Here is a 21,328-nt window from a genome sequence, read left to right as displayed (position 1 = left end):
TGAACGGTGTTCTGTAGAGTAGCAGCATGAATGCCGTGCCTGCATCCGCCCGCAATGACCGCACCGGCGTCGTCGACGCGGCGATGCGTGTGCTCGCCGAGAACGGACTGCCCGGCCTGTCGATGCGGCGGATCGCCGACGTACTCGATGTGCAGGTGAGCGCGCTGTACTGGCACTTCCCGAACAAGCAGAGCCTGCTCGCGGCGGTGAGTGAGCGGATCGTCGCGCTGGGTGGCGAGACCCCGGATGCTGCGCCCGATCTCGCCGCCATCGCGAAGACGCTGCGAGAGAAGCTGCTCGCACACCGCGACGGTGCTGAGCTCGTGTCGAGCTCGCTCGCGCTAGGGCTGCTGGAGCTGACGAGTCGAGTGCGGCTCGTCGCCGCGGCGGAAGCCTCGGGGCTCGACGCTGCGTCGGCGCAGATCGCGGCCGACACCGTCGTGCACTACGTGATCGGCTACACGTTCCACGAACAGCAGCGCGTTCACGCCGCTGTGGTGGGGGCGGCGGATGCTTCGGCCGATCTCACACCGGCGCAGGTCGCGGACCAGGTCGACGCTTTCGATGCCGGGTTGAAGATGGTGGTGGCAGGCGTTCGGTCCGCCGCCGGTGCCCGTAGCGGTCGTTGACCTTCAACGGCGACGGGCCCTGTCCCACGGGCTGGCGAGATCGATGCCCGTGCCGACGAAGTCGGTGAGGTTGCGAGTGGCAAGCGTGCCGCCGGACACCGCGGCGATGGCCGCGATCTGCGCATCGGCGATGCTGATGGGGGTTCCGGCGGCGGTGCGTGTCGCGATGACGGCTCCGTACGCGAGAGCTACGGCCGTGGTGAACGAGAGGATGCGCTCCTCGAAGCCGTCCAGCGCGAGTTGGAATGCTTCCGCAAGTCGGTTCCGACGGGCGCCCGCCGGGAGCAGTGCGATTCCGGCCGCGATCTCGCCGACGGTGATCGTCGTGGTCCAGATCTCTCCACGCGGAATCTCATCGAGCCAGGCGACGACGTCCGGATTCGGCTCCGCGCGCATCATCTCGGAGATCACGTTCGTGTCCAGGATGATCACGTCAGATCGACGGGTTCGGGGAACTCGGTGCGGGCGGGAATCTCAGGCGCGCCGGCACCAGCGAAGGTCGTCGTGAGGAAGCTGCCGAATCCGCGTTCGTTCTCGGTGCCCTTCGCTGCGGCGGTCAGAATGGAGCGAACCTCGGCCTCCATCGACCGACCCTCTCGTGCCGCGCGCAGCTTGAGTGCACGCACGACGACGTCGTCGAGCCCGCGCACTGTGATGGTCGACATGGTGCCTCCTGACGGCATTGCTGTCATTGCTGTCACAGTTTACCTCCAGAGCGTCGTCGGCCGACTGTATCGAGTCAGGGCACCGTGCTGGATCGAGTGTGGATAACCTGACGCCGATCTGATCGACAGCGGTGACCTGCGTGGCTCCGCTAGCCAGCATCCGCTCTACAGGCAAGGGGGTTCGCCGTGCGCCGGGGCTGTCGTAGACAAGAAGTGAACACGACGTAAGGAGACGAAATGGCTGCAGGCGACATCGAGACGTTCCGCCAGGACGGGCTGTGGTTCAACCGCATCGAAGGTGAATCGCGCACGCTCGGCCCCGGGTTCGAGAAGGAGAAGGAAGCGATCGCCGCGGGGCGTGAAGCCGCCGTCGCGCGGCAGGTCGAGCACAACCTCAAGTTCTCCGAGGGCCCGACCGACGACCGCGCGGCCCACGGCACGAACCCCCGCGACCTCGTCTGAGCCCGATCGGCACGCCCGCACGGTGTCGCCGATGCGCGCGGGTGGAGGTGGCGTTAGTGGCCGCCTCTGCGCTACTGAAGCGGCACCAAGCGACACCTCCGGGTTGCGCGGGGGATGCGCGCGGGTGGAGGTGGCGTGAGTGGCCGCCTCAGTGGCGCAGAGGCGGCACCAAGCGACACCTCCGGGCTGGGCGGGAGGATGCCGCCAACGCGTAAGGTCGTCACGTGTCCGCATTCGCCCTGAAGTACGCCCTGATCGCGCTGGCGATACTCGTCGTCGCAGCCGGAGTGTGGTGGGCGATGAAGCGTCCGAACCGTTCCAAGCGGGCGCCGTCCCGCGTGCGGATGCCGATCTTCGTCCCGCTCGCCGGATGGCTGCTGCTCGCGGTCGGATTCCTTCTGGCGCTGAGTGCGTTCACGTCCCGCTACACGGCCGATCTGCTGCCGATGCGCATCGCCTCGCTCGTGATCGGCGCCGGCGGGGTGTTCTTCCTGGTCATGTACAACAACTGGTACGTCGATGCCCGGTCCGACGAGGTGCAGTTCCGCACGATCCTCGGCCGTGAGCGCGTCATCAAGTACATCGACATCGTCGACTACCGGATGCGGGACATCAACGGGCAGCCGAACTTCCGGGTGCGCTCGGCATCCGGCGTGAAGTTCAGCATCAATCCGCGGCTGTTCCCCGTCGAGCCGCTGTTCGACGCCATCCGGTTCCGCGAGCGCACCGGCCGCTGGCCGCTGGTGGGCGAGCCGCGCTAACGCGTCCGCGGGAGGTGGCGCGTGTTGCCGCCTTCGCGCGTTTTCAGCGACCTTTTGCGACACCCTAGGCGCGCGCACCCGCCTCAGTGCGACCGTCCACGAAGCGCGCTGCTGCTGGCGCTGCGCCGCGTGGCGCAGCAGGTCGCGTCAGCGGAGCGGTTCGGTCCCTACTGAACCTCTTCGAGGGGGATCCCGTGACGCTCCGCCGCGGCGCCGAGTTCGTTGTCGAAGGTGAGGATGCCGGAGATTGCGCTCTTGATGCGGACCGCGGTCGCGAGGTGCAGGGCGTCGAGCGTGCGGAGTCCGCTGTGCATCGTGATCGCGTCTTCGAGGATGCCGTCACCGAGCGAGACGAGTGCCACACGGTCGAGTAACTCCTGTGCAGCATCCGCGCTGACCATGCGGCGATCAGCGACGGCATGAAGTTCGACGGCCAGAAGCTTGGATGACACGAACTCAGTGTCGTCGGCGAACAGCTTTCGGATGCTGTCGGTCTCGGCCTCATCGATCAAGACCTTCGCGGCGGCGGAGGTGTCGAGGTAGATCACAGGCGATCCGCTCGCAGGTCGTCGAGGATCTCGCGGCTGGTCTTGCCCGACTTGACGGCGGGTAGCCGAAGCGCGCCGTTGGCCTTCGGCACTGTCACCTGGCCGCTCGCGACGAGCTCGGCCCAGGTATCCTTCGCGGGTGGTGACAGTTCGGCGATCGGCCGCCCGCGATCGGTGACCGTGAGCCGCTCGCCGGCAGCGACACGCGCCAGCACTCGCGCGGTCTGTTGGTTGAGTTCGGTCTTCGTCACATCGGCCATCTCCCCAGAATACGCCTGAACTACTAGAAGTACTAGTTCACATGCTTCTGTGGTCATTCTTACGGGTATCGCCGACATTCAAACTCGTGGATGCTGCGCGATTACGCTGGACTCATGAACAAGAGCAACGTGTGGACAATCGTCGGTGTCGTCGTCGCGGTCATCGTCGCATGGTTCGTCGTCAGCGCGTTGTTCTCGGTGCTGTGGTTCATCGCCAAGCTCGCCCTCGTGGTCGTGGTCGCCGTGGTCGTGTATCTGGTGCTGCGCGGGGCATTCAGCAAGCAGGAGTAGCCCGCCCGACTCACCCCCGCAGCAGCGCTCGCAGGGTCTGGATGCCGTCGGCCTCCGCCGCGGTCTTGTCGGGGCGGTACCTCTTGACTCGGGCGAAGCGCAGAGCGATGCCGCCTGGATATCGGGGCGAGGTCTGCACCCCGTCGATCGCGATCTCGACGACGAGCTCCGGTCGCAGGAAAACGGTGTTCGCCGTCCGCCGCGTCTCGTACGCCGGGAAGGTCTCGGTCTGCCACTGCAGCAGTTCGTCCGTGAGTCCCTTGAACGTCTTGCCGACCATCACGTAGCCGCCCGGTTCGCCGAACTCGCCGGATGGGTCGTAGGCGCCAAGGTGCAGGTTCGAGAGTTTGCCCCGCCGGCGCCCCGATCCCCACTCCGCCGCGAGCAGCACGAGGTCGTAGGTGAGCAGCGGCTTTACCTTGATCCACGACTTGCCGCGCCGTCCGGCCGTGTAGGTCGATCCGATCGCCTTCACGAGCACGCCCTCGTGCCCTGCGGCGAGGGCTTCGCGAGAGAGCTGCTCAGCGGCATCCGCATCGGAGGTGATGATTCCCGGCATCCGCCACTCGCCTGCGATCCGATCCAGTTCCTGGAGCCGCTCGGAGAGGGGCTCGTCGATGAGGTCGCGGCCGTCGACGTGCAGCAGGTCGAAGAACCACGGCCGCAGCACGACATCGCGGGCGACATCGGCGCCGAAGCGCGACATGGTCTGCTGGAACGGGCGCGGCCCGCCGTCTTCGTCGAGTGCGAGCGTCTCTGCGTCGAGGATGAGATCGGTGGTGGGCAGTCCGCGCACGATCTCGACGATCTCGGGCACGCGGTGGGTGATGTCGGCGAGGCTGCGGGTGTAGACGCCGACGTCGTCGCCGTGCCGGTGCACCTGGATGCGGGCGCCGTCGAGCTTGTATTCGACGGATGCTTCGCCGGTGAGTTCGAGCGCGGCCGTCGCGGTCGTGGCGGTGCCTGCGAGCATCGGCGACACAGGCCGGCCGACCTGCAGGCCGACTTCGTCGAGTTGCTCTGCGGTGCCGGTCAGCGCGAGAAGCGCGGTGTCGCCGAGGTCGCCGGAGAGCATGGCGGCGCGGCGCACGCTCGCGACCGGGCGGTCGGAGGCGCGGGCGATCGCGTCGAGCAGCACTCCGCCGAGCGCACCGGTGCGCAGCTCGCCGAGCATCGCGCGTGCGAGGAGGTCCCACTCCTGGGCAGTCGCGCGGGATGCAAGGTCGGTGAGCAGACGCGTGCGGGCGGCGGCTGATCCGGCCCCGGATGCCGCGGCAAGGGCCTCGAGCGCACGATCGACGTCGGTGATGCCGAGGGCCGACTCGTCGGCGTGAGCGACCACGAGCGCAGTGAGGCCGCGCCATCCGACGCCCAGACGCCCCTGGCGCGGAGTGGCGAGCAGCAGCCCGATCAGCGCGGGGATCTCGTCAGGCCCGGCGCGTTCGAGCAGCCGGGCGAGGGCGTCGGTCTTCGCCAGTCGCGATGACGTGGCCGCGACCGCCTCGGCGGTGTCTGTGAGCTCGGAGAGCTTCATGACGGCATTCTCGCACCGGGGTGCGACGTTCGGGTCAGACGGTGAAAGGCCGCGCCGCAGGGTTGCGAGGGCGGCCGTGTCCGCCGGCATCCGAAATTCGTCGTCAGCGCGCAGGCGGCGCGAACGCCCGACTGACGATGCGGCGGAGCACCTCACAGCGTCGTTCGTGATCCCGGGGACTCGGATCGGTGGAGTTAACGTCCCTCTGACGAGGTTCACCGGGATTTGGAATATGGAATGGAAAGTTTGGATGACATGAGAGCACCTGCCTAAATTCCATAACTTATGGGAAACTCTTCCATATGACGCCAAATGAGCTGCAAGAGATCATCGACCGCGGGGAGACTCTGGCCGTCGAGTTCAAATCGGACAAGGGCGGCTTCAGCGACGACAAGATCGCCGAGGCGGTCGCTTGCCTCTCAAACGGCGGCGGAGGACTCTTACTGATAGGCGTCGAGGATGACGGAGTAATCACGGGCGCGCGTAGTCGCCATGGTGACAACACCGATCCGTTGCGGCTGCAGGCAGTCATCTCGAACAAGACGGTGCCGCCGGTCGTCACCGACGTCGAAACTGTGATGATCCACGAGAAGGCGATCATCACCGTCCGAGTCCCCTCGGCACCCACGGTGGTTGGTACATCGAAAGGGCTGTATGTCCGACGCGGACTCGGGGGAGATGGCAAACCTGGATGCCTACCGTTTCTCGCTCACGAGATGCTCGCTGAGCGTATCGAGCGTGGCGAGACTGATTTTTCGCTGATCGCTGAGCCACTGGCGACGCTTGACGATCTAGACCCGATTGAGTTTGACAGGATGAGACGTCTAGCAGGTGCGAGCTCCGGGAGTGTGCTGGCCAGCCTCGCGGATTTCGAACTCGGTCGAGCGCTGGGCGTGCTCGATGGACGCCCAGACGTACCTGTTGTCCGTCGAGGGGCGCTGTTGTTGTTCGGACGCCCCGAGAGCATTCGGCGCTTCATACCTACGCATGAGACTGCCTTTCAGGTCATGGACGGAACAGCCGTGAAGCAGAATGTGTTCGCGCACGATCCGCTCCTGAAGTCCGCTGAGGAGCTCTTTGCCCAGTTACAGCGATACAACGAGGAAGAAGAGATCGATATCGGCCTCACTCGCGTAGCAGTGCCTCGAATTCCGCCAGTGGCAGCCCGCGAACTAATCGCGAATGCGCTGGTGCACCGCGACTACACGGTGCAAGGAGCGGTCGCCATCCGGCTGAATGAAGACGAGCTGAACATCACGAATCCGGGAGGATTCCCCCGTGGAATCACGCTGGACAACTTCTTGACCAATTCAAGACCGCGCAGTCGAACTCTCTCTGAAGCGTTCCAGCGCGCGGGCCTCGTCGAACGCGTGGGGCGCGGTATCAACCGAGTCTTTGAATGGTCATTGCGGACCGGACGGACTGCGCCGGATTACGCACGAAGCGACAGCTCGCAGGTAGCAGTTTCGGTGGCTGTGGGGCGCGCTGATCTCGCGTTGGTGAGGTTCATTGTCGAGCATGACGAGCGAAGCGGTCGAGCTTTCGCACTTGAGGAACTTCAGATTGTGCACGCGTTGCTTGACGATCCTCGGTTGACGCTTGGCGAACTATCCAACATCACCCAGGCGAGCGATGTGGCGACCCGCAGCACCTTGACAAGACTTATTGAGGGCGGGATTGTCGAGTCCAGGGGTGATGGTCGCGGTCGTCGATACACGCTCACAGCCTCTTCGTATCGTCAGCTCTCGACAAAAGCAGGCTACGTAAGAGTGCGCGCGTTCGACTCGGTGCAGCAAGAGCAGATGGTTCTCACCTACGTGCGTTCACATGGCAGCATTACACGGCGTGAGGCGGCTGAGTTGTGTTCGATCTCTTCGGATGCTGCGAAAACGCTGTTGGTTGGCATGCGGACACGAGGGACACTCGAGATGCGCGGCGAACGCAGGGGTGCACGGTACGAGCTGGCGTCGCAATCCGACTAGGCCTGGACGACGCCCCAGTGCGGATGCCGCGCCACGGCCACCCGCGCGGTGAGATCGGTCAGCACCCGAGACTCCGCAACGGAGCCCAGCCCGAGCATGCGTGCCACCTCCAGCGCAACAGCCGCGTGCCCGGCCGCGTTCGGATGGAATGCATCGTCGAGCAGGCCCCACGGCATCCCCTCGTTGCCTGGGCCCGTGCCGATCGAGAACTCGGCGAAGAGGCGGAACTGGTCGACGAGGATGACATCGTGAGTCGCGGCGACAGCGCGGATCTGCTCCGCGAACTCGCCGATGCGCGACCGGTCGGGCGAATGCTTCACGTCGATGAACGGCGGCGTCTGCAGCACCGGGATCGCACCGAGCTCACGCACGCGTGCCACGAATGACGCGATGCCTTCCCCGAACTCCGCAGGCGAAACGATCGGGTCAACCCACACGGTCGAGCAGTCGTTCGTGCCGATCATGAGCGTGACGACATCCGGTCGCCACGTCGCCACCCGGCGTTCGAAATCGTCGAGGATCAGCGGGATGCGCCATCCGCTGATCCCGGTGTTGATCACGGCATCCTGCACGCGACCCAGATCCCCGCGGATCAGCTCGTGCAGATGGTCGACGTAGTTGCGCGCGCCGCGCGTGTGCAGAAGCCCGTGGGTGATCGAGTCGCCCGTGAGCACCCAGGTCAGCGGAGCATCCGAGGCCAGCAGAGCTTTCAGCTGCGTAGCATCCGTCATCGACTCACCTCCAGCTCGCCGTCGATGAAGCGTGGGCGGGAGATGGAGGCGTCGTAATACACATCGCCGACATTATCGAACGTGTTGACGTTGTAGGTGGCGAGCAGCCTGTTGCCCTGGCGCAGGGTCAGGCGGGATGCTGGCTGTGATCCTCGACGTCGGGTTCTGCCCGGAGCAGGTCAGCGACTTCCTCCTCCGGGCGGGGCGCGATGTTCTCGTCGAGCTCGATCTCCGGCACGGCGGCCTCGCTCGGGCCGGGGATGTGCTTCCGGTGTGGGTGGTCGTCGTGCGAATTCATGGCGGCTCCTTCGTTCTGTGGCAGCCTGTGGACGTCGTGCCCGTCAGGCTCAGAGATCCACCTTGCCGCTTTCGCCGCCGTCGTAGCGCTCCCCGGTGATCTTCGACTTCACGAAGCTGAACGCGGTGGCGATCTTCCCGCCCGGACTGTCCCAGTACTCGGCCGAGTCCGCGCTGAACTTGAGCACGCCGACAGCGGGGTCGTCCGGACCATCGGGGAACCAGGCCTCGACGACTGGGTTCCACAGCTCGTCGATCTTCTCGCGGTCCTCGACGAGTCGTGCCGTGCCCGAAAGCGAGACCCACGCGTCATTCGAGCTGAGCGAGACGTTGGCTTGCGAGTCAGCGGCGAGATCCCTGATCGGCGACGAGTTCTTCGAAACGAGGAACCACAGGTCGCCGTCGAACTCCGCCTCCTGCACCGTGAGCGGGTGCGCGACGAGCGTGCCGTCGGTGTGGCGGGTGACGAACATCGCGAATCGGAACTTCTTGACGAGTTCTGCGACCTTCGTGCGATCATCCGTGGCGTCAGTCATGGCGTTCACCTTTCTCTTCCGTTCCATCTGTCGCAGTCAACGATGCTCCGCCCTTGCCTTCGTGGGAACGGGGTTGATTAGCAAGTCGATCCCGGGATAGGGACAGCCGCAGGCGGTCGCGTATCAGGCGATACCCGGGTTTCGTGGCCGCGGCAGTCTGATTGACCTCGGGACGCCGCCCTCGGATGGACCCAGGTTACGCGCCGGATTCTGAGGTTGGTACTCCGCCTGGATAAGAGAAGCCACGCCTGGCGCGAGAGCTCAGTCGTGGCTTTTCGATGGTCGGGGGTACCGCACCGACCGTCCTCACTTGCGGCGTTCGAAGTTGCGGTTCGCTTCAACGCGGCAGAGCACACGGACGTGCGCGGGCGCGTCTGCATTCACTCGCTCTGCAACTGCCCGAAGAGTCCAGCCAGATTTCACGAGCGCGTGCACATCCCCGCACAGCCAGTCCGGGACATATCCGAGCTTGGTGCCTTCAACGGTGTCAATCAGTACGGCTTTCGGGTTCGCCTCGTTGGACTCGTCCAGCTCGAGCACGAGATCGGCGCCATCCCGAATGGTGCTGATTGCCGCGTCAGCATCGGGCGAGTACCGGATACCTGAGATGAAGAATCGGCTCGAGAAGCGATCGTCGTCATCCACCGGCATATCGACGACGTGAAAAGTGTCGGTGGCGCGGCCAGCGCCCGTGCGGGCGAGGACTTCAAAAGGGATGTCATTCGCCGAGTATTCGGACAGACCAAGCCAGCCCAGATACTTGTCGTACCCACGGCGATCGGCTGACAGAATGCGGTTCGCGAAGAACGCTGGGATCTCGTCCGAAACGTAGACCCCATCGAAACTCGGGAACTCATCCAAATGCACGAACCCGTCAACGTTAGCTGCGTCGGGGAGGTAGTGGAATGCGATGCGCGCATGGGGAAGGGCGTCGATCTGACCAACCTTCGAAAATCGACGAGTTTCGGGATTCTGCCACACGAGGATCAGTGCGCGGCGGCTCGCCGTGAGATCGATCTGATCAGAACCCAGGAGTTCGGTAGCCATCGAGCAACCTCCTTCGATTTGTGTAAAGCAGGGAAGACACAAACCTACGTGATACATCAGACATTACGTCACTGGGGACCAGATCGATGACAGCCTCGGCGGTTTCCAGGTCAAATGCGTCGAGGCGTTCCCACCAGTACACCCGTGCCTCTGGCGAGGCACGCTCGAGTGCTGACATCGCAACATCCGTCAGCAAAGGACGTCCAACGAAATGCGGACTGGTTCCGCGTCCGAGCCAGCGTGAGAGGTGTGACTCGTCGGCCAGCATTCGTGCGCGGCGGTCATCGCGTTCTTGAAAACCTAACGCGTTCCCGTGATCGAAGGATGGCGCAAGCCAGCGTTCGCCTCCACGTCGGATCGCTCCCCAGTTCTCATGGTGACGGTCACGGCCTGAAACGAGTGCGTCGCAGAGGAGGTAGCCCGCGAAGGTGTCGTATGCATCGAATGGCTCGCCGAACTCACGCGGACCCGGGATGCCTGCGAGCGCGACTTCGATCGCCGAAAGTGTGTAGCCAGGATTCTCCCCGCGAATGCTCTGCTCATAGTCCTCGAAGCGGGCGCTGAGGAGTTCGTTGCCGTGAGTGAGACGCTCTGATTCATCGTGCAACATCGACCGCGAAGCGGTTGCGCGATTGCCGTCAAAGATCGCAGGTCGCACTTCGGCAGTCGGCATTCCGAGCTGGGCGGCGACGTGCTGAACGATCCACTCCGCCCAATCCTCTCCGCTGACCGTTCCGTCGCGAACGTCGGTGCGGGCGATCTTGACGAGCCAGCGGCGATCGTCGCGGGCAATTCGTATCCAGTTCTTGTCCTTCGATCCCATCTGTTCTTCCGGATCGTCGATGTCCAGGTCAGACATGTTGAGCTCGACAGGATCCCAGGTCGGAGACATGGTAAGACGCTATCGCTTGCCGGGGACTTCGGCCGACTGAACAGCATTTGCACTGAGGACCCGCCGCGGACGTGAGCGCGGCGACCATGACATCCGCGGCTTCGCCTTGAGTGGGAACCTCATGGATGCGACGGTCGTGGCGGTCGATGTCAGTTGCCCGCTGGGGCGATCGCGCGAGCGCGCCCGTGGCTACGCCGTGAACCCCGCGCTGCGAAGCGCGTTCACCTGCTGCCGCCAGAAGTCCTTCACGACTTCGGTCTTGGTGAACATCTGATCGAACCCGTGCGTCGCGCCGGGCACGACGTACAGCTCGCAGGGCACCCCGGCCGCGTCGAGCCGTCGCGCGTACTCGGCGTCTTCGTGATGGAAGAGATCGATCGCTCCGACCCCGATCCACGCCGGCGGGAGGCCAGTGAGGTCTTCCCGACGCGCAGGGGCCGCGTAGGGAGAGACGCCGGGCCGTCCTGGTTCGCCGCCGGTGTAGGTGGTCCATCCGTGTCGGTTGTTCTTGGTGTTCCAGCCCCGGTGATACTTCGCGTCAGCGTGCGATCTGAGAACAGTGCGGTCGTCGAGCATCGGGTAGACCAGCAGCTGGAACTCGGGCTGCACTCCGCCCTGGTCGAGGGCGTACAGGGCGAGTCCTGCCGCGACGCCTCCGCCGGCGCTTGCTCCGCCGATGGCAAGCCGCGTCTGGTCGATGCCCCACTCCTCACCGCGGGTCGCGAGCGCCTGCAGTGCGGCGTAGCAATCCTCGACCGAGGCCGGTGCCGGGGCATCCGAGCCGAGGCGGTAGCGCGCCGACGCAACCGCGATGCCGAGTTCTCTGACGAAGGCGATGCTGCTGCGGTCGTCCTGCTCGGGCGTGCCGAACAGATGGCCGCCACCGTGCATCCACAGCATCGCGGGAACCGGACCGACGGTGACGGCAGGACGGAACAGGCGAATCGAGACCGTCGGAGAGATCACGATCTCTTGCACGGTAACGTCGGGGCCGGGATCGATGCCGCGCGGCTTCGCCTTTCGTATGAGCTTCACCATCCGCGGACCGGACGGTACGTTCGGCACGAAGCGCGCGAGCGCGAGCTCAGGGTGATACGGAGACTTCGACATCGGATCCTCTCGGACCGGGATCAGGAGCGGTGCGTGCTGCATCGATAATCCTCCACCCGACGTGACGACGGCGGCGGCGCGCGCCGCGCGTGTGGAAGAGCCCGAGGGTAGTCGAGTCGCCCGTCACGACCCAGGTCAGCGGGGCATCCGAGGCCAGTAGGGTCTTCATCCGCGGAGCATCCGGCGGGTTGTCCTTCTGAGCCGAAGAGGCTCCCGAGGCCGTGGGGGCCCCGGGAGCAGGTGAGTCAGTCGGCGACCTTCGCGACCAGTCGTCCGACGACAGTGCCGTCGGTGAGCTGCTGGATTCCGGCGGGAATCTCCTCGAAGTCGATCTCGGTGATCGTCGGCGTCAGCTTGCCCGAGGCCATGAAGCGCATGGTCTCTTCGATGTCATCCTTGCTGCCGCCCATCGAGCCGTGCAGCTGCTTGCGGCCGAGGATGAGCGAGTAGGTGTCGATGGTCGATTCGAGCTTGCCCATGCCGACCTGCACGACGCGTCCGCCGCCGGAGGACTTTACGGTCTTGAGAGCGTCTGCGGTGGTGACACCGAATCCGGCGTAGTCGATGATGACGTCGAGTTCGACGTCGGTGAATTCGGTGATCGATTTGGCGACCTTCACGGCGCCGGCTTCGCGGGCGCGGTCCCAGATCGACTCGTTGACCTCGGCGACGTAGACCTCAGCGCCGCGCAGGTAAGCGACTCGGGCACCGATCTGGCCGAGGCCACCGAAGCCGATCACGCCGACCTTCATGCCCGCTTCGACACCGGCGGTCGAGAGGGCGCCGACCGAGGTCATGCCCGCGTCGGTGGCCGCCGCAGCCTGGTTGAAGCTGACCTCATCGGGGATGGCGACCAGTGCATCGCTGGTGACTTCGGTGCGGTCTTCCCAGGCGCCATTGACGGTGTAGCCCTGGCCGAGCATGGGCCAGACGGCGACGCGGTCGCCGACCTTCCAGTCGGTCACGCCTTCGCCGACCTCGCTGATGATGCCTGCAGTCTCGTGGCCGGGGACGACGGGAAGCTCCTTCATTGAGGACAGCCACTTCTCGTCCTCGAGGATGCCGACGTCGGAGTGGCAAAGACCCGCCGCCTTCACATCGACGACGACCTTGCCGGGTCCGGCCGTCGGTTCTTCGATGTCGACTCGCTCAAACGGCTTGTGTGTGCCAACGAACTGCCATGCGCGCATGGAAACTCCTTAGAACTGCGTTTCGGGAGCGGGGGTTTCGGGCTCCCTCGTCCTTCCAGGGTAGGCACTGGAGCGCACATGAGGGACGGGGTTCGCCGCGAGCAGAATATGCATATGAAAGGAATATTCACGGGCCGGGGAGCCCGAGACCTTCGCGACCGGGCGCGACGCTGGATCATGAACAAGAGCACCATCTGGACCATCGTCGGCGTCGTCATCGCGGTGATCATCGCGTGGACGTTGGCCAGTCTGCTGTTCAACGTTCTCTGGTTCGTCGTGAAGCTGCTGGTCGTCGTGGTCGTCGCCGTCGTGGTGTACCTGGTGCTGCGCGGGGCGTTCGGTCGAGACGAGTGGCTTCAGCCATGCCTGTATGGTGGCGCCATGACTGACTTTGATGTGGTGCAGGTCGGCGGCCTCGACTCCTGGGACGAAATCGAGGGTGCGGCACCGGGAAAGCTCTTCGTGGAGAAGGATCTCGCCACGAAGTATCTCGGCCTGTCCGTGAACTCGAATGCCGCCGGTTCGGAAGCATCGCTATGGCACACGCATTCGCAGCACGAAGAGCTGTACGTCTTCCTCACCGGTCGCGGGCAGCTCGCACTGGATGATGAGGTCGTCGACATCGAACCCGGCACGATTGTTCGTGTCGGAACAGGAACATGGCGGGCGTGGCACGCGGCAGCAGACAGCGCCGAACCCCTGCGCTGGCTGTGCATCCGGGCAGGAGGATCGACCCTCGGCGAGATTGGCCGCGACGGCGAGCTCGACCGAGAACGCCCGATGCCCTGGTCGAAGTAGCACCCGCGTTCGTCGCGTGACCCGACGCGTTCGGATGGAACGCGTCGTCGAGTAAGCCCCACGGCATCCCCTCCTTCCCAGGGCAGGTTCCGGGCTTTGGACCGCGACGCCCTGATCACTCGGACAGTCACCCCGACCGTTCCTGTCACGGTCAACTACGCGCTCACCGACCTCGGTTTCTCGCTTTATAAGACCACGCGTCAGCTCAGAGCGTGGGCACAGGAACACATAGAGGCCGTCCAGGCCAATAGCGACGGCTACGACGTGCAGCCCTGATAGCGCGAGGTATTGCGAAGCGGTCGCTCACCCGCTGCGATCCGGCGGCTCAGTTCAGGTGCATCCGCAGTGATACTGGTAGTTCGATTTCGCGAACGGCTTCGTCGGAGCCTGAGTCATCCAACCGGTCAAGAATCAGCCGAGCTGCTGTGCGCCCCAGTTCTCGCGGGTCGTGATCGATGACGCTGATCGGCACCGGGGACAGCTCGGCCAGTTCGAAGTCGTCGAAGCTCATGAGTTCTGGGAAGTCCGTCGCCATTTTGGCTCCACCCCGCAACTGCTGGCTGATCTCCTTGACGGCACCGATCGCGTTGCGGTTGTTGGCGCAGAATATCGCGGTGGGCGGGTTCTTCATTCCGAGCAGTGCGCGGGTCGCATCGCGGGCCTGATCGACGGTCTGCTGCCCGGCGGCGATGAGCGCCGGCTCGATCGTGATGCCGCGCTCTTCGAGAGCGCGGATGAAGCCGGCATGCCGGCGCTCTCCGGTGAAGATCGAGAGCGTGTTGCCGAGATATCCGATGCGTGTGTGGCCGGCGTCGATGAGGGCGACGGTTCCGCGATAGGCGCCGTCGTCGTCGGCGAGCACGACGCTGTCTGCGTCGAGTCCGTCGACCCGGCGCGAGGCGAGTACGACGGGCACGCCCTGGCTCTGCGAGTGCGCGAGGTGCAGTGAGGTGGAGCTGGCGGGCACGACGATGAGCCCGTCGACGCGTCGTCCGAGGAAGTCGCCGACGAGCTCCGCTTCGCGGACCGGATCCTCCGATGTATTGCCGAGCAGGATGCGCCGCCCGGTCAGCGCGGCTTCCTCTTCGACGCCGAGCGCGAAGGTGCTGTAATACGGGTTGGCGATGTTCGTGATGGCGACGCCGATGAGCCCGCTGCTCTGGCCAGGACGGATGCTGCGCGCGTTCTCGTTGCGGTGGTAGCCGAGCTCGGCCACGGCGTTCATCACTCGCTGTTGCACGTCGGGCTTGACGTTGACGCCACCGGAGAGCGTGCGTGAGACCGTCATCGGGCTCACACCCGCGCGCTGCGCGACCTCTTTGACGGTCGGACGGGGAGTTCGTGCGTTCATGCCCTGCCCCTCGATCTGTCGTGGTTCCCAAGGGAACGTTATCAACCCGGAGCACCGACTCGATGTTGCTGGCAGCGACCAATAGATGTTGTCGGCAGGCGTCTGATAGCGCGCGCGTTGTGGCGCTTGGGTCATTCTTAGTCGCTATTGTGAGGGCATCCGTAGTTGGAGCGCAGGCAAACGGCTGGACGATACTTTATCGTTCGTGTGAAGTACCGGCGAGTCATGTGCCGACTCGCCCGTGAAACGGGGGCAGTGGCGAATGCAGGTCGGAAACTTCGTGACTTTCGCTGGCGCGCCCGGTATCGGCCGAGTCGGTGAAACGCGCGACGCCGAAGTGAGGGTTGATTTTTTTGAATCAGTGGCAGAGCCTGTCGCCGAATCAGTATGGAAGTCTTTATCCGACACGTCCCGAGTTCAACTTGACGATGAAACACGGGTCTTCTTTCAGGATGGGAAAGGTCGCTGGAGGACCGGCCGAGTCATCGGCGCAAGAGGCGTGCTTTACTACGTCAAAGTCCCAAACGTGGATGGGCGTGTGGAGATCGACGAGTGGAACCTCTACACGCGATGGGATAAAGCGCCGCACGATCCGTTGCAGGTACTGCTCAGTGGAGCCAACGAAACCCCACGCTATCGAGATGCCCGCGAACCTGTACGGCGACTGCTGCTTGAGGAGCGGGCGGCGACGGCATCAGCTACAGGGATCATGTCAGCCGGAGTGAAGATTCATGCACACCAGGTCAGTGCTGCACTCCGAATCATCCGTGACCCCGTGCAGCGGTACTTGCTCGCGGATGAGGTCGGCATGGGGAAGACGATCCAGGCCGGACTCGTGATGCGTCAACTGCTCATCGACAAGTCCGGGCGACGCATTGGTGTTATCGTGCCGGACGCACTCATCGCCCAATGGCGTTCGGAACTCCGGGAAAAAATCCATCTAGATGACTTTCCGTTGGCCCACGGTGTGGCGCCGTACGAAATTCTGGGACACTCGGAGGTCTCGCGTTGGCGCGACTTGGGCGACGTTGATCTGCTCGTAGTCGACGAGGCGCATCTTCTGGCGAAAACCAACGATCCAACCTCGTTTCCTTACCGCGAATTGGCGGTGGTTGCACACGCTGCACCTCGAGTCCTAATGCTCTCAGCGACTCCATTCGCGCGCAACTCCACCACTCATCTTGCATTGCTGCACCTCCTTGATCCTCAATTATTTCGCTGGGAGGAGCAAGAGCAATTCAATGCACTACTCGCAGCACGGAGAGAACTCGCATTCGCTGTCTTTGGCTTGGATTCTTACCCGGACCCAGACAACCCTGAACTGCTCGCCCTCCAGTTCGATGAGATTCGAGCACTGATTCCGGGTGACGAGGTACTTCAGGAGACGATGGCACGCGCGATGGCGGCGTTCGCACCCGCCGGGATAAGCGCCGACCAGGTCGATGAGGAAGAACTCCACAGTTCCGTTGAAGCCGTTCGTACCCACATTTCAGAGACCTATCGTCTTCACCATCGAGTGATCCGTAACCGGCGGCACGGGATCGCGCGACAAAAGTTGGACGACGACGGTTTGTTGACGCCGTTCGAGTTCACAGGACGGACGCGCCCAAAGGTTATCCGCCTGCAAGGGTCCGAGGAAGATGGGGCAGGTGCGCGGGCGATTGCAACGTGGGCGGCCGGTTGCGCAGCAGCAGTCCTTGACGACGATGTCGACCCGGCGCTCTACGGCCCCGTGCTAGGAGTATTGGTTTCGCGGGTCGGCGGGCCGGTCGACGACCTTGTCCATGCGCTGGAATATCGCATGGGGGGCAACATTGACGCTCACGGGTTGGACGCCGCCGAACGTTCCATGCTGGACGCTGCGCCACTCCTTGAATACGAGGCACGCATTCTGACCATCCTCACAGAGGCGCGTAGTGACGATGGACTTACTACGCTCGCCAGTACTCTCGGTCAGATCAATCCGTCCTCGCGCGCCGTGGTCTTCTGCGGGCGGGGAACGCTCGCGGAGGCACTCATTGGCGCGGTTCGTGGTGCCCCCGGATTTGTATCGCGTGTGTTTGGGCATCTCTCACAGCAATCCGAAACAGAACGTGAATCCGCGGCGAACGAATGGCGGACATCAGGCGGGTTGCTCGTCGTCGACGAAAGTGGTGAAGTCGGGAGGAACTTCCAGGATGCGTCGCTCGTTTTCCACGCGCGGCTCCCATGGAGTGCCAACGCCCTCGAGCAGCGAATCGGTCGAGTCGATCGATACGGTGACGCCGCCGCCGCTCAGCAGTTCGTGATCGTTGCGGGTGAGCGGGGCGATATCCCCGACTCCTGGCTTCGTGTCCTCGCAACTGGATTCGAAATCTTTAGCGAGTCGATCTCGGCACTTCAAGAGGCAGCCGACCAGATTGCACTTGAAGCTTGGGTAGCGTGTGCGATGACGGGCGTTGAGGCCTTCCTCGAGCGCATTGCCCCTACCCAGGAGCAATTGCGTAAGGAGCGGAGTCGAATCAACGAGCTCGACGCACTCGAGTCGAGCTTCGGTATTCAGTCGGACGGCGAATCCATGGCGGCAGCGATCGCGACCTACGAGGAGAAGCCTCGAAATCTCGAGGACGCCTACCTTCGGCTGGTCACCGGTGTCGACGGATTTCGACTGACATCTTCGCGCGCCAAGGATGGATCCCTGACCTTTGGCCGCGACTCGCTGGAGCAGCCCTTGTTTAGTTCGCGTTTACTTCGACGGTTGATGTCGGTGGATGCTTCGCGAACGGGATCCTTCGACCGCTGGAGACTTCGCCCCGGCAAGCGGCTGTTTCGTCGTGGTAATCCGTTCATTGACGGTATCGAGAGCCTTCTTGAACTGGATGATCGTGGCCAGGCCGTGGCGATGTGGAGGCTCGATCAGCGGTGGCGAAACGAACCGTTGACGTGCTTCGGATTCGACTTCCTCATCGAGGCAGATCTCGACCCGATGATTCAGTTGCTCGAAAGTGACCCCAACGTCGAGCCTGTAGTCCGCCGGCGCGCGGATGCAGCGTTTCCGCCGCAGCGCCAGCGCGTGTGGATTCCCGTAAATACTCAGGAGCCGATCTTGAATCCCAAGTTCATCGCGTACTTGGATCGCCCGTTCGAACAGGGCCCGGATCAGAACCTGAACTATCAAAAGATTCCTGCACTTCACTCGCTCCTGGGCGGAGAACAGAATCTCGCCCTCATCGCTGGTTCGTGCTACGAGGCAGCCCAGCGCCACGTCAACGTCTTGGCTGACGTTTCAGAGGCATCCGAAAGTGCTGCGCTGAAGGTGCGCCGCGAGACGGAGGTTGTCCTCGCGCAGAGTCGGGCTCGGGCAAAGGCCGCGGGACTTGTCGGCGACCCCTCGGCTCTTGAGTTCGAGTTTGCGATGGGTCGAGCCCTTGAAGCCGGGGTGGTGGATCCCGTGGTTCGTCTGAGCGGCGTGACATGCGTCGTCGTTGCGGCGCAACCGTGGGGGGCATATGTCGAGGGATGACATTGCGACCGCGCAGACCGCGCTGGACCTGTGGCCGGCTTCTGAAGTGACGACGGGCCGAGCGATTTCAGACGCTTGTCAGCGACTGCTTGATGCACTCAGTGGCCTGGCGGTGGGGTCGGCAGGCTGGCGGGATGTCGCGGCGCTCACCAGACAGGTTCTCCTCATCGCACGCGAGACCTACGGTGGAAGCCCTGCCCTGTCTGTCCCCATCACCTCCCCTTGGCCCACCACGACGCAGTGGGAAGGCTTGGAGTGTCAGGCGACAAGCCTTGTTGACGGAAGAGCGTCGATTCGGGCTCTTGATTGGGAGCCGCCTGCTACGCCAGAGGGCGGAGACGTGGGACTCGACGCGGCTCGAAACGAGGTTCGCGCCGTCTATCGAGACAAAGTTCCTGACGAGCCGAACCCAATTGACGCGGACCCGTTCTGGACGGAAGCACACCACTATTCCACGTATCGGGGCGAGCCTCAGCGACAAGCAGCCCGTGCAGCGGTGCTGAATGACGAAGGATCCGTCGTCGTTGCACTGCCTACTGGTCGGGGGAAGACTGCAGTGGCGTGGAGCAAAGTTCTCTTGTCGACCCGTGGAGTAACCGTCATTGTTGTCCCGACAGTCGTCCTTGCTCTCGACATGGAGCGGCGAACTCAGCAGATGGCACGAAATAGGGGTATCCAACTCAGTCCACTTGGACGATTCGCATACGTAGGCTCGCTTGATCCCGATACCAAATCGCAGTTGCGAGATGCCGTGAGATCGGGAACCCAACGGCTTCTCTACACGTCTCCAGAAGCCTTCGTCTCGGGACTCGCGCCGGCGGTACTTTCTTGTGCCGAGGCGGGCCTCCTTCAGCAAATCGTGGTTGATGAAGCACACCTCGTCGATCAATGGGGCACGGACTTCCGACCCGAGTTTCAGACCATGCCAGGTCTGATCCGGGACGCGCACGCGAATGCGCCGAGCGCACGCAAGCCATCCGTTCTTCTCCTCAGCGCGACGCTCGCGCAGCGATCTGTTGACCTTCTGCTGCATCTCTTTTCTGTGGGCACTTCCCCAACCGACCTCGTTTGGGGATCAGAGTTGCGTACCGAGCCGGCTTACTTCATCAGTTCAAGTGATAAGGAAGCGGCGCGGCAGGCAGCGGTGCTCAAAGCGATCAGTTGTCTACCGAGGCCCCTCATCTTGTATGTCACCAAGGTTGAGGACGCGGATGGCTGGGTGCAGCACCTGAGGGCCGCCGGCTTTAGCAGAGTTGGATCTGTGACCGGCAAGTCCTCGGATGAGCAGCGACGAATGGTGATGGAGCGATGGCGAGGTGCTGATGGGGCGATGACGGGGTATGACGTTGTCGTGGGCACAGCAGCGTTTGGGCTTGGCCTGGACATGCCTAACGTGCGTACCGTAATTCACGCCTGCTTGCCGGAAACGATCGATCGTTACTATCAGGAGATCGGACGATCCGGGCGTGATGGCAGACCCTCCATTGCCTACCTTGCTGTCGGCCCGGGGGATCGTCGGATCGCTGAGCGGTTGAGCGAAGTAAGGATGATCGGCGACGATCTGGGGTGGACCCGGTGGCAAGAGTTGCTGCGGCGGGGGGACGCCCTCGGCAACTTGCGCTATCGGGTACCCAAGAGTGCCCTCCCGTCCCACCTGGACAAAGGGTTCGATCGCAGCGCGCAGTGGAACGTGCGGACGCTGACCCTGATGGCACAGGCAGGGATCATCGAGATGCGCGTGCCCCAGTGGAAGCCTGATCCGAGCGTGACGAGCGAACTCTTGGAGACCGCGCGCGCCGAGTTCTTCAAAGAAGTTGAGGACTATGTCGAGTTTGAGTTCAAGAATGGTGAACTCCTTGGTCGGAGCGGTTGGACGTCGGCACTTGGCAAGGTTCGGTCCGAGGTGCGGGCCGCCCAGCGGAAGGCGCTCGAGTCATCTCTAGAACTTGCGACAGCCAAAGAGTGTGTGGGTCGAACCATCGCAAAGCACTATCGCGTCGCGATTCGAGGGGCGTTGCTCACTACTCAACCCGCGTGTCGGGGGTGCCCATCCTGTCGTCGTGATCCGTTGTCAGCACCACTCACCCCGCAAGATCCCGTGCCGACCATTCCTGAACCCCGGCCATCGCGCGATGCGCTTGCAGGTTGGCGTGTCGGTAGCCCATCACTATTCATCTGGCATGAGATTGGCGAAGATTTGGATTCGCTGCTTTTGCGAATGGCGCAGCATGGGGTACTTGTCTTCGCGGGTCTGAGTCCAGCGGAAGGAATGCGACTGCAACGGGCGGCCGCACACATCCCGATCATTCTGGATGAAAGCGATGCGATTGCACCCCTGGCACTCACGTATTCGGGACCCATCGTGTTCGTTCTCAACGAAGACCGCATAACCGATGACGTGATGGAACGGGTTAGGTTGGGCCAGGTGTCATACATCGTCGGCCCGAAAGACACCCCCGACCCTGATCGTCCAGGTTGGCTGCGTCGCGATGCGCAGGACGCGATCTCAGTCCGTGCTCTCATGAAGGAACTCTGACGTGGAAATTCTGAACCCGAGTCCAGTGCTCTGCTTACCTCAAGCGATGTGGCTCACTTATCAGGTGATCATGAATGCGCCTGGGCTCGATCAAGACCAAGTGCTTTCCGTCGTTGTGCCAGACTCGCTCCGATCACGAACACCGCAGGACGGGGCGCATAGTCGGAGAGCCTTAACCGGACTCCGGGAGTTGGGCCTCGTAACTG

Annotated in this window: 22 protein-coding genes; 9 read left to right on the top strand and 13 right to left on the bottom strand. The window is 63.5% G+C overall.

Annotated features, from left to right (window positions below; genetic code table 11):
- Positions 1-26 precede the first annotated feature (26 nt).
- Positions 27-629: a TetR family transcriptional regulator gene (locus tag JF52_RS0106380; RefSeq protein ID WP_052166808.1), complete on the top strand. Its 603-nt coding sequence runs from the start codon at positions 27-29 to the stop codon at positions 627-629.
- 3 nt (positions 630-632) lie between these two features.
- On the opposite strand, the gene JF52_RS0106375 is transcribed toward JF52_RS0106380, so the two are convergent.
- Together JF52_RS0106375 and JF52_RS0106370 are read right to left on the bottom strand one after the other, a co-directional pair.
- Positions 633-1,061, bottom strand: coding sequence for a type II toxin-antitoxin system VapC family toxin (locus tag JF52_RS0106375; protein ID WP_033105479.1), 429 nt, complete (start codon positions 1,059-1,061; stop codon positions 633-635).
- Positions 1,058-1,294, bottom strand: a complete 237-nt coding sequence (locus JF52_RS0106370; protein WP_033105478.1) for a FitA-like ribbon-helix-helix domain-containing protein — start codon at positions 1,292-1,294, stop codon at positions 1,058-1,060. The genes JF52_RS0106375 and JF52_RS0106370 overlap by 4 nt, the downstream gene beginning before the upstream one ends.
- Positions 1,295-1,531: 237 nt before the next feature.
- On the opposite strand from JF52_RS0106370, the gene JF52_RS0106365 reads away from it, so the two are divergent.
- Positions 1,532-1,756, top strand: coding sequence for a DUF2188 domain-containing protein (locus tag JF52_RS0106365; protein ID WP_033105477.1), 225 nt, complete (start codon positions 1,532-1,534; stop codon positions 1,754-1,756).
- Positions 1,757-1,980: 224 nt separating this feature from the next.
- Positions 1,981-2,517 carry a hypothetical protein gene (locus JF52_RS0106360; protein ID WP_052166807.1) on the top strand — a complete coding sequence of 179 codons (537 nt, stop codon included), beginning with the start codon at positions 1,981-1,983 and terminating at the stop codon, positions 2,515-2,517.
- 167 nt (positions 2,518-2,684) lie between these two features.
- Here the strand turns inward: JF52_RS0106360 and JF52_RS0106355 are convergent, their stop codons facing one another.
- Both JF52_RS0106355 and JF52_RS0106350 read right to left on the bottom strand, forming a co-directional pair.
- On the bottom strand, positions 2,685-3,065 hold the full coding sequence (locus tag JF52_RS0106355; RefSeq protein WP_033105476.1) for a type II toxin-antitoxin system VapC family toxin: 381 nt from the start codon (positions 3,063-3,065) through the stop codon (positions 2,685-2,687).
- Positions 3,062-3,325 (bottom strand): type II toxin-antitoxin system Phd/YefM family antitoxin, encoded by a 264-nt coding sequence (locus JF52_RS0106350; protein ID WP_033105475.1) that lies wholly within the window; start codon positions 3,323-3,325, stop codon positions 3,062-3,064. The genes JF52_RS0106355 and JF52_RS0106350 overlap by 4 nt, the downstream gene beginning before the upstream one ends.
- A 114-nt stretch (positions 3,326-3,439) precedes the next feature.
- Between JF52_RS0106350 and JF52_RS17590 the strand changes: the two genes are divergently transcribed.
- On the top strand, positions 3,440-3,616 hold the full coding sequence (locus JF52_RS17590) for a hypothetical protein (protein WP_033106391.1): 177 nt from the start codon (positions 3,440-3,442) through the stop codon (positions 3,614-3,616).
- A 10-nt stretch (positions 3,617-3,626) separates the two neighbouring features.
- On the opposite strand, the gene JF52_RS0106340 is transcribed toward JF52_RS17590, so the two are convergent.
- Positions 3,627-5,150: an ATP-dependent DNA ligase gene (locus JF52_RS0106340; RefSeq protein ID WP_033106390.1), complete on the bottom strand. Its 1,524-nt coding sequence runs from the start codon at positions 5,148-5,150 to the stop codon at positions 3,627-3,629.
- Between the two features lie 302 nt (positions 5,151-5,452).
- Here JF52_RS0106340 and JF52_RS0106335 point away from each other — a divergent pair, with 302 nt between their 5' ends.
- Positions 5,453-7,132, top strand: a complete 1,680-nt coding sequence (locus JF52_RS0106335; RefSeq protein WP_033105474.1) for an RNA-binding domain-containing protein — start codon at positions 5,453-5,455, stop codon at positions 7,130-7,132.
- Here JF52_RS0106335 and JF52_RS0106330 read toward each other — a convergent pair.
- The 7 genes from JF52_RS0106330 to JF52_RS0106305 form a co-directional block, all read right to left on the bottom strand.
- On the bottom strand, positions 7,129-7,863 hold the full coding sequence (locus JF52_RS0106330) for an SGNH/GDSL hydrolase family protein (protein WP_052166806.1): 735 nt from the start codon (positions 7,861-7,863) through the stop codon (positions 7,129-7,131). The two genes, JF52_RS0106335 and JF52_RS0106330, sit on opposite strands and share 4 nt — an antisense overlap.
- A 127-nt stretch (positions 7,864-7,990) precedes the next feature.
- Positions 7,991-8,161: a hypothetical protein gene (locus JF52_RS17450; RefSeq protein WP_160175038.1), complete on the bottom strand. Its 171-nt coding sequence runs from the start codon at positions 8,159-8,161 to the stop codon at positions 7,991-7,993.
- Positions 8,162-8,210: 49 nt separating this feature from the next.
- Complete coding sequence (locus tag JF52_RS0106325; RefSeq protein WP_033106388.1) at positions 8,211-8,696, bottom strand: pyridoxamine 5'-phosphate oxidase family protein; 486 nt, start codon at positions 8,694-8,696, stop codon at positions 8,211-8,213.
- 306 nt (positions 8,697-9,002) lie between these two features.
- On the bottom strand, positions 9,003-9,743 hold the full coding sequence (locus tag JF52_RS16505; RefSeq protein WP_052166805.1) for an HIRAN domain-containing protein: 741 nt from the start codon (positions 9,741-9,743) through the stop codon (positions 9,003-9,005).
- Positions 9,718-10,635, bottom strand: a complete 918-nt coding sequence (locus JF52_RS0106315; protein WP_033105473.1) for a HipA domain-containing protein — start codon at positions 10,633-10,635, stop codon at positions 9,718-9,720. Before JF52_RS0106315 ends, JF52_RS16505 begins: the two co-directional genes overlap by 26 nt.
- A 189-nt stretch (positions 10,636-10,824) precedes the next feature.
- Positions 10,825-11,787 carry an alpha/beta hydrolase fold domain-containing protein gene (locus JF52_RS0106310; protein ID WP_235272329.1) on the bottom strand — a complete coding sequence of 321 codons (963 nt, stop codon included), beginning with the start codon at positions 11,785-11,787 and terminating at the stop codon, positions 10,825-10,827.
- 203 nt (positions 11,788-11,990) lie between these two features.
- Complete coding sequence (locus tag JF52_RS0106305) at positions 11,991-12,935, bottom strand: zinc-binding dehydrogenase (protein WP_033105472.1); 945 nt, start codon at positions 12,933-12,935, stop codon at positions 11,991-11,993.
- A gap of 177 nt (positions 12,936-13,112) precedes the next feature.
- Between JF52_RS0106305 and JF52_RS0106295 the strand changes: the two genes are divergently transcribed.
- The gene (locus tag JF52_RS0106295) at positions 13,113-13,733 is read left to right on the top strand and encodes a cupin domain-containing protein (protein ID WP_235272328.1); all 621 of its coding nucleotides are present in this window, start codon (positions 13,113-13,115) and stop codon (positions 13,731-13,733) included.
- A 96-nt stretch (positions 13,734-13,829) separates the two neighbouring features.
- Positions 13,830-14,009, top strand: coding sequence for a winged helix-turn-helix transcriptional regulator (locus JF52_RS0106290; protein WP_084595621.1), 180 nt, complete (start codon positions 13,830-13,832; stop codon positions 14,007-14,009).
- Positions 14,010-14,058: 49 nt separating this feature from the next.
- Here JF52_RS0106290 and JF52_RS0106285 read toward each other — a convergent pair whose 3' ends face one another.
- Positions 14,059-15,084 carry a LacI family DNA-binding transcriptional regulator gene (locus tag JF52_RS0106285; RefSeq protein ID WP_033105471.1) on the bottom strand — a complete coding sequence of 342 codons (1,026 nt, stop codon included), beginning with the start codon at positions 15,082-15,084 and terminating at the stop codon, positions 14,059-14,061.
- 262 nt (positions 15,085-15,346) lie between these two features.
- On the opposite strand from JF52_RS0106285, the gene dpdE reads away from it, so the two are divergent.
- The gene (gene dpdE / locus JF52_RS0106280) at positions 15,347-18,586 is read left to right on the top strand and encodes a protein DpdE (RefSeq protein ID WP_033105470.1); all 3,240 of its coding nucleotides are present in this window, start codon (positions 15,347-15,349) and stop codon (positions 18,584-18,586) included.
- Complete coding sequence (dpdF, locus tag JF52_RS0106275) at positions 18,573-21,122, top strand: protein DpdF (RefSeq protein WP_033105469.1); 2,550 nt, start codon at positions 18,573-18,575, stop codon at positions 21,120-21,122. Before dpdE ends, dpdF begins: the two co-directional genes overlap by 14 nt.
- Positions 21,123-21,328: the final 206 nt, after the last annotated feature.

Origin of the sequence: Microbacterium profundi (assembly GCF_000763375.1) — a bacterium.
Taxonomy (GTDB): Bacteria; Actinomycetota; Actinomycetes; order Actinomycetales; family Microbacteriaceae; genus Microbacterium; species Microbacterium profundi.
This window is presented reverse-complemented; position numbering and strand designations above follow the sequence as displayed.

Excerpts from the sequence above, each read along its gene's own strand:
- JF52_RS0106380 (WP_052166808.1), top strand. The coding sequence starts at position 27 with ATGAATGCCGTGCCTGCATCCGCCCGCAATGACCGCACCGGCGTCGTC.
- JF52_RS0106370 (WP_033105478.1), bottom strand. The coding sequence starts at position 1,294 with ATGTCGACCATCACAGTGCGCGGGCTCGACGACGTCGTCGTGCGTGCA.
- JF52_RS0106365 (WP_033105477.1), top strand. The coding sequence starts at position 1,532 with ATGGCTGCAGGCGACATCGAGACGTTCCGCCAGGACGGGCTGTGGTTC.
- JF52_RS0106350 (WP_033105475.1), bottom strand. The coding sequence starts at position 3,325 with ATGGCCGATGTGACGAAGACCGAACTCAACCAACAGACCGCGCGAGTG.
- JF52_RS17590 (WP_033106391.1), top strand. The coding sequence starts at position 3,440 with ATGAACAAGAGCAACGTGTGGACAATCGTCGGTGTCGTCGTCGCGGTC.
- JF52_RS0106340 (WP_033106390.1), bottom strand. The coding sequence starts at position 5,150 with ATGAAGCTCTCCGAGCTCACAGACACCGCCGAGGCGGTCGCGGCCACG.
- JF52_RS0106335 (WP_033105474.1), top strand. The coding sequence starts at position 5,453 with ATGACGCCAAATGAGCTGCAAGAGATCATCGACCGCGGGGAGACTCTG.
- JF52_RS0106330 (WP_052166806.1), bottom strand. The coding sequence starts at position 7,863 with ATGACGGATGCTACGCAGCTGAAAGCTCTGCTGGCCTCGGATGCTCCG.
- JF52_RS17450 (WP_160175038.1), bottom strand. The coding sequence starts at position 8,161 with ATGAATTCGCACGACGACCACCCACACCGGAAGCACATCCCCGGCCCG.
- JF52_RS0106325 (WP_033106388.1), bottom strand. The coding sequence starts at position 8,696 with ATGACTGACGCCACGGATGATCGCACGAAGGTCGCAGAACTCGTCAAG.
- JF52_RS16505 (WP_052166805.1), bottom strand. The coding sequence starts at position 9,743 with ATGGCTACCGAACTCCTGGGTTCTGATCAGATCGATCTCACGGCGAGC.
- JF52_RS0106315 (WP_033105473.1), bottom strand. The coding sequence starts at position 10,635 with ATGTCTCCGACCTGGGATCCTGTCGAGCTCAACATGTCTGACCTGGAC.
- JF52_RS0106310 (WP_235272329.1), bottom strand. The coding sequence starts at position 11,787 with ATGCAGCACGCACCGCTCCTGATCCCGGTCCGAGAGGATCCGATGTCG.
- JF52_RS0106305 (WP_033105472.1), bottom strand. The coding sequence starts at position 12,935 with ATGCGCGCATGGCAGTTCGTTGGCACACACAAGCCGTTTGAGCGAGTC.
- JF52_RS0106295 (WP_235272328.1), top strand. The coding sequence starts at position 13,113 with ATGAACAAGAGCACCATCTGGACCATCGTCGGCGTCGTCATCGCGGTG.
- JF52_RS0106285 (WP_033105471.1), bottom strand. The coding sequence starts at position 15,084 with ATGAACGCACGAACTCCCCGTCCGACCGTCAAAGAGGTCGCGCAGCGC.
- dpdE (WP_033105470.1), top strand. The coding sequence starts at position 15,347 with ATGCAGGTCGGAAACTTCGTGACTTTCGCTGGCGCGCCCGGTATCGGC.
- dpdF (WP_033105469.1), top strand. The coding sequence starts at position 18,573 with ATGTCGAGGGATGACATTGCGACCGCGCAGACCGCGCTGGACCTGTGG.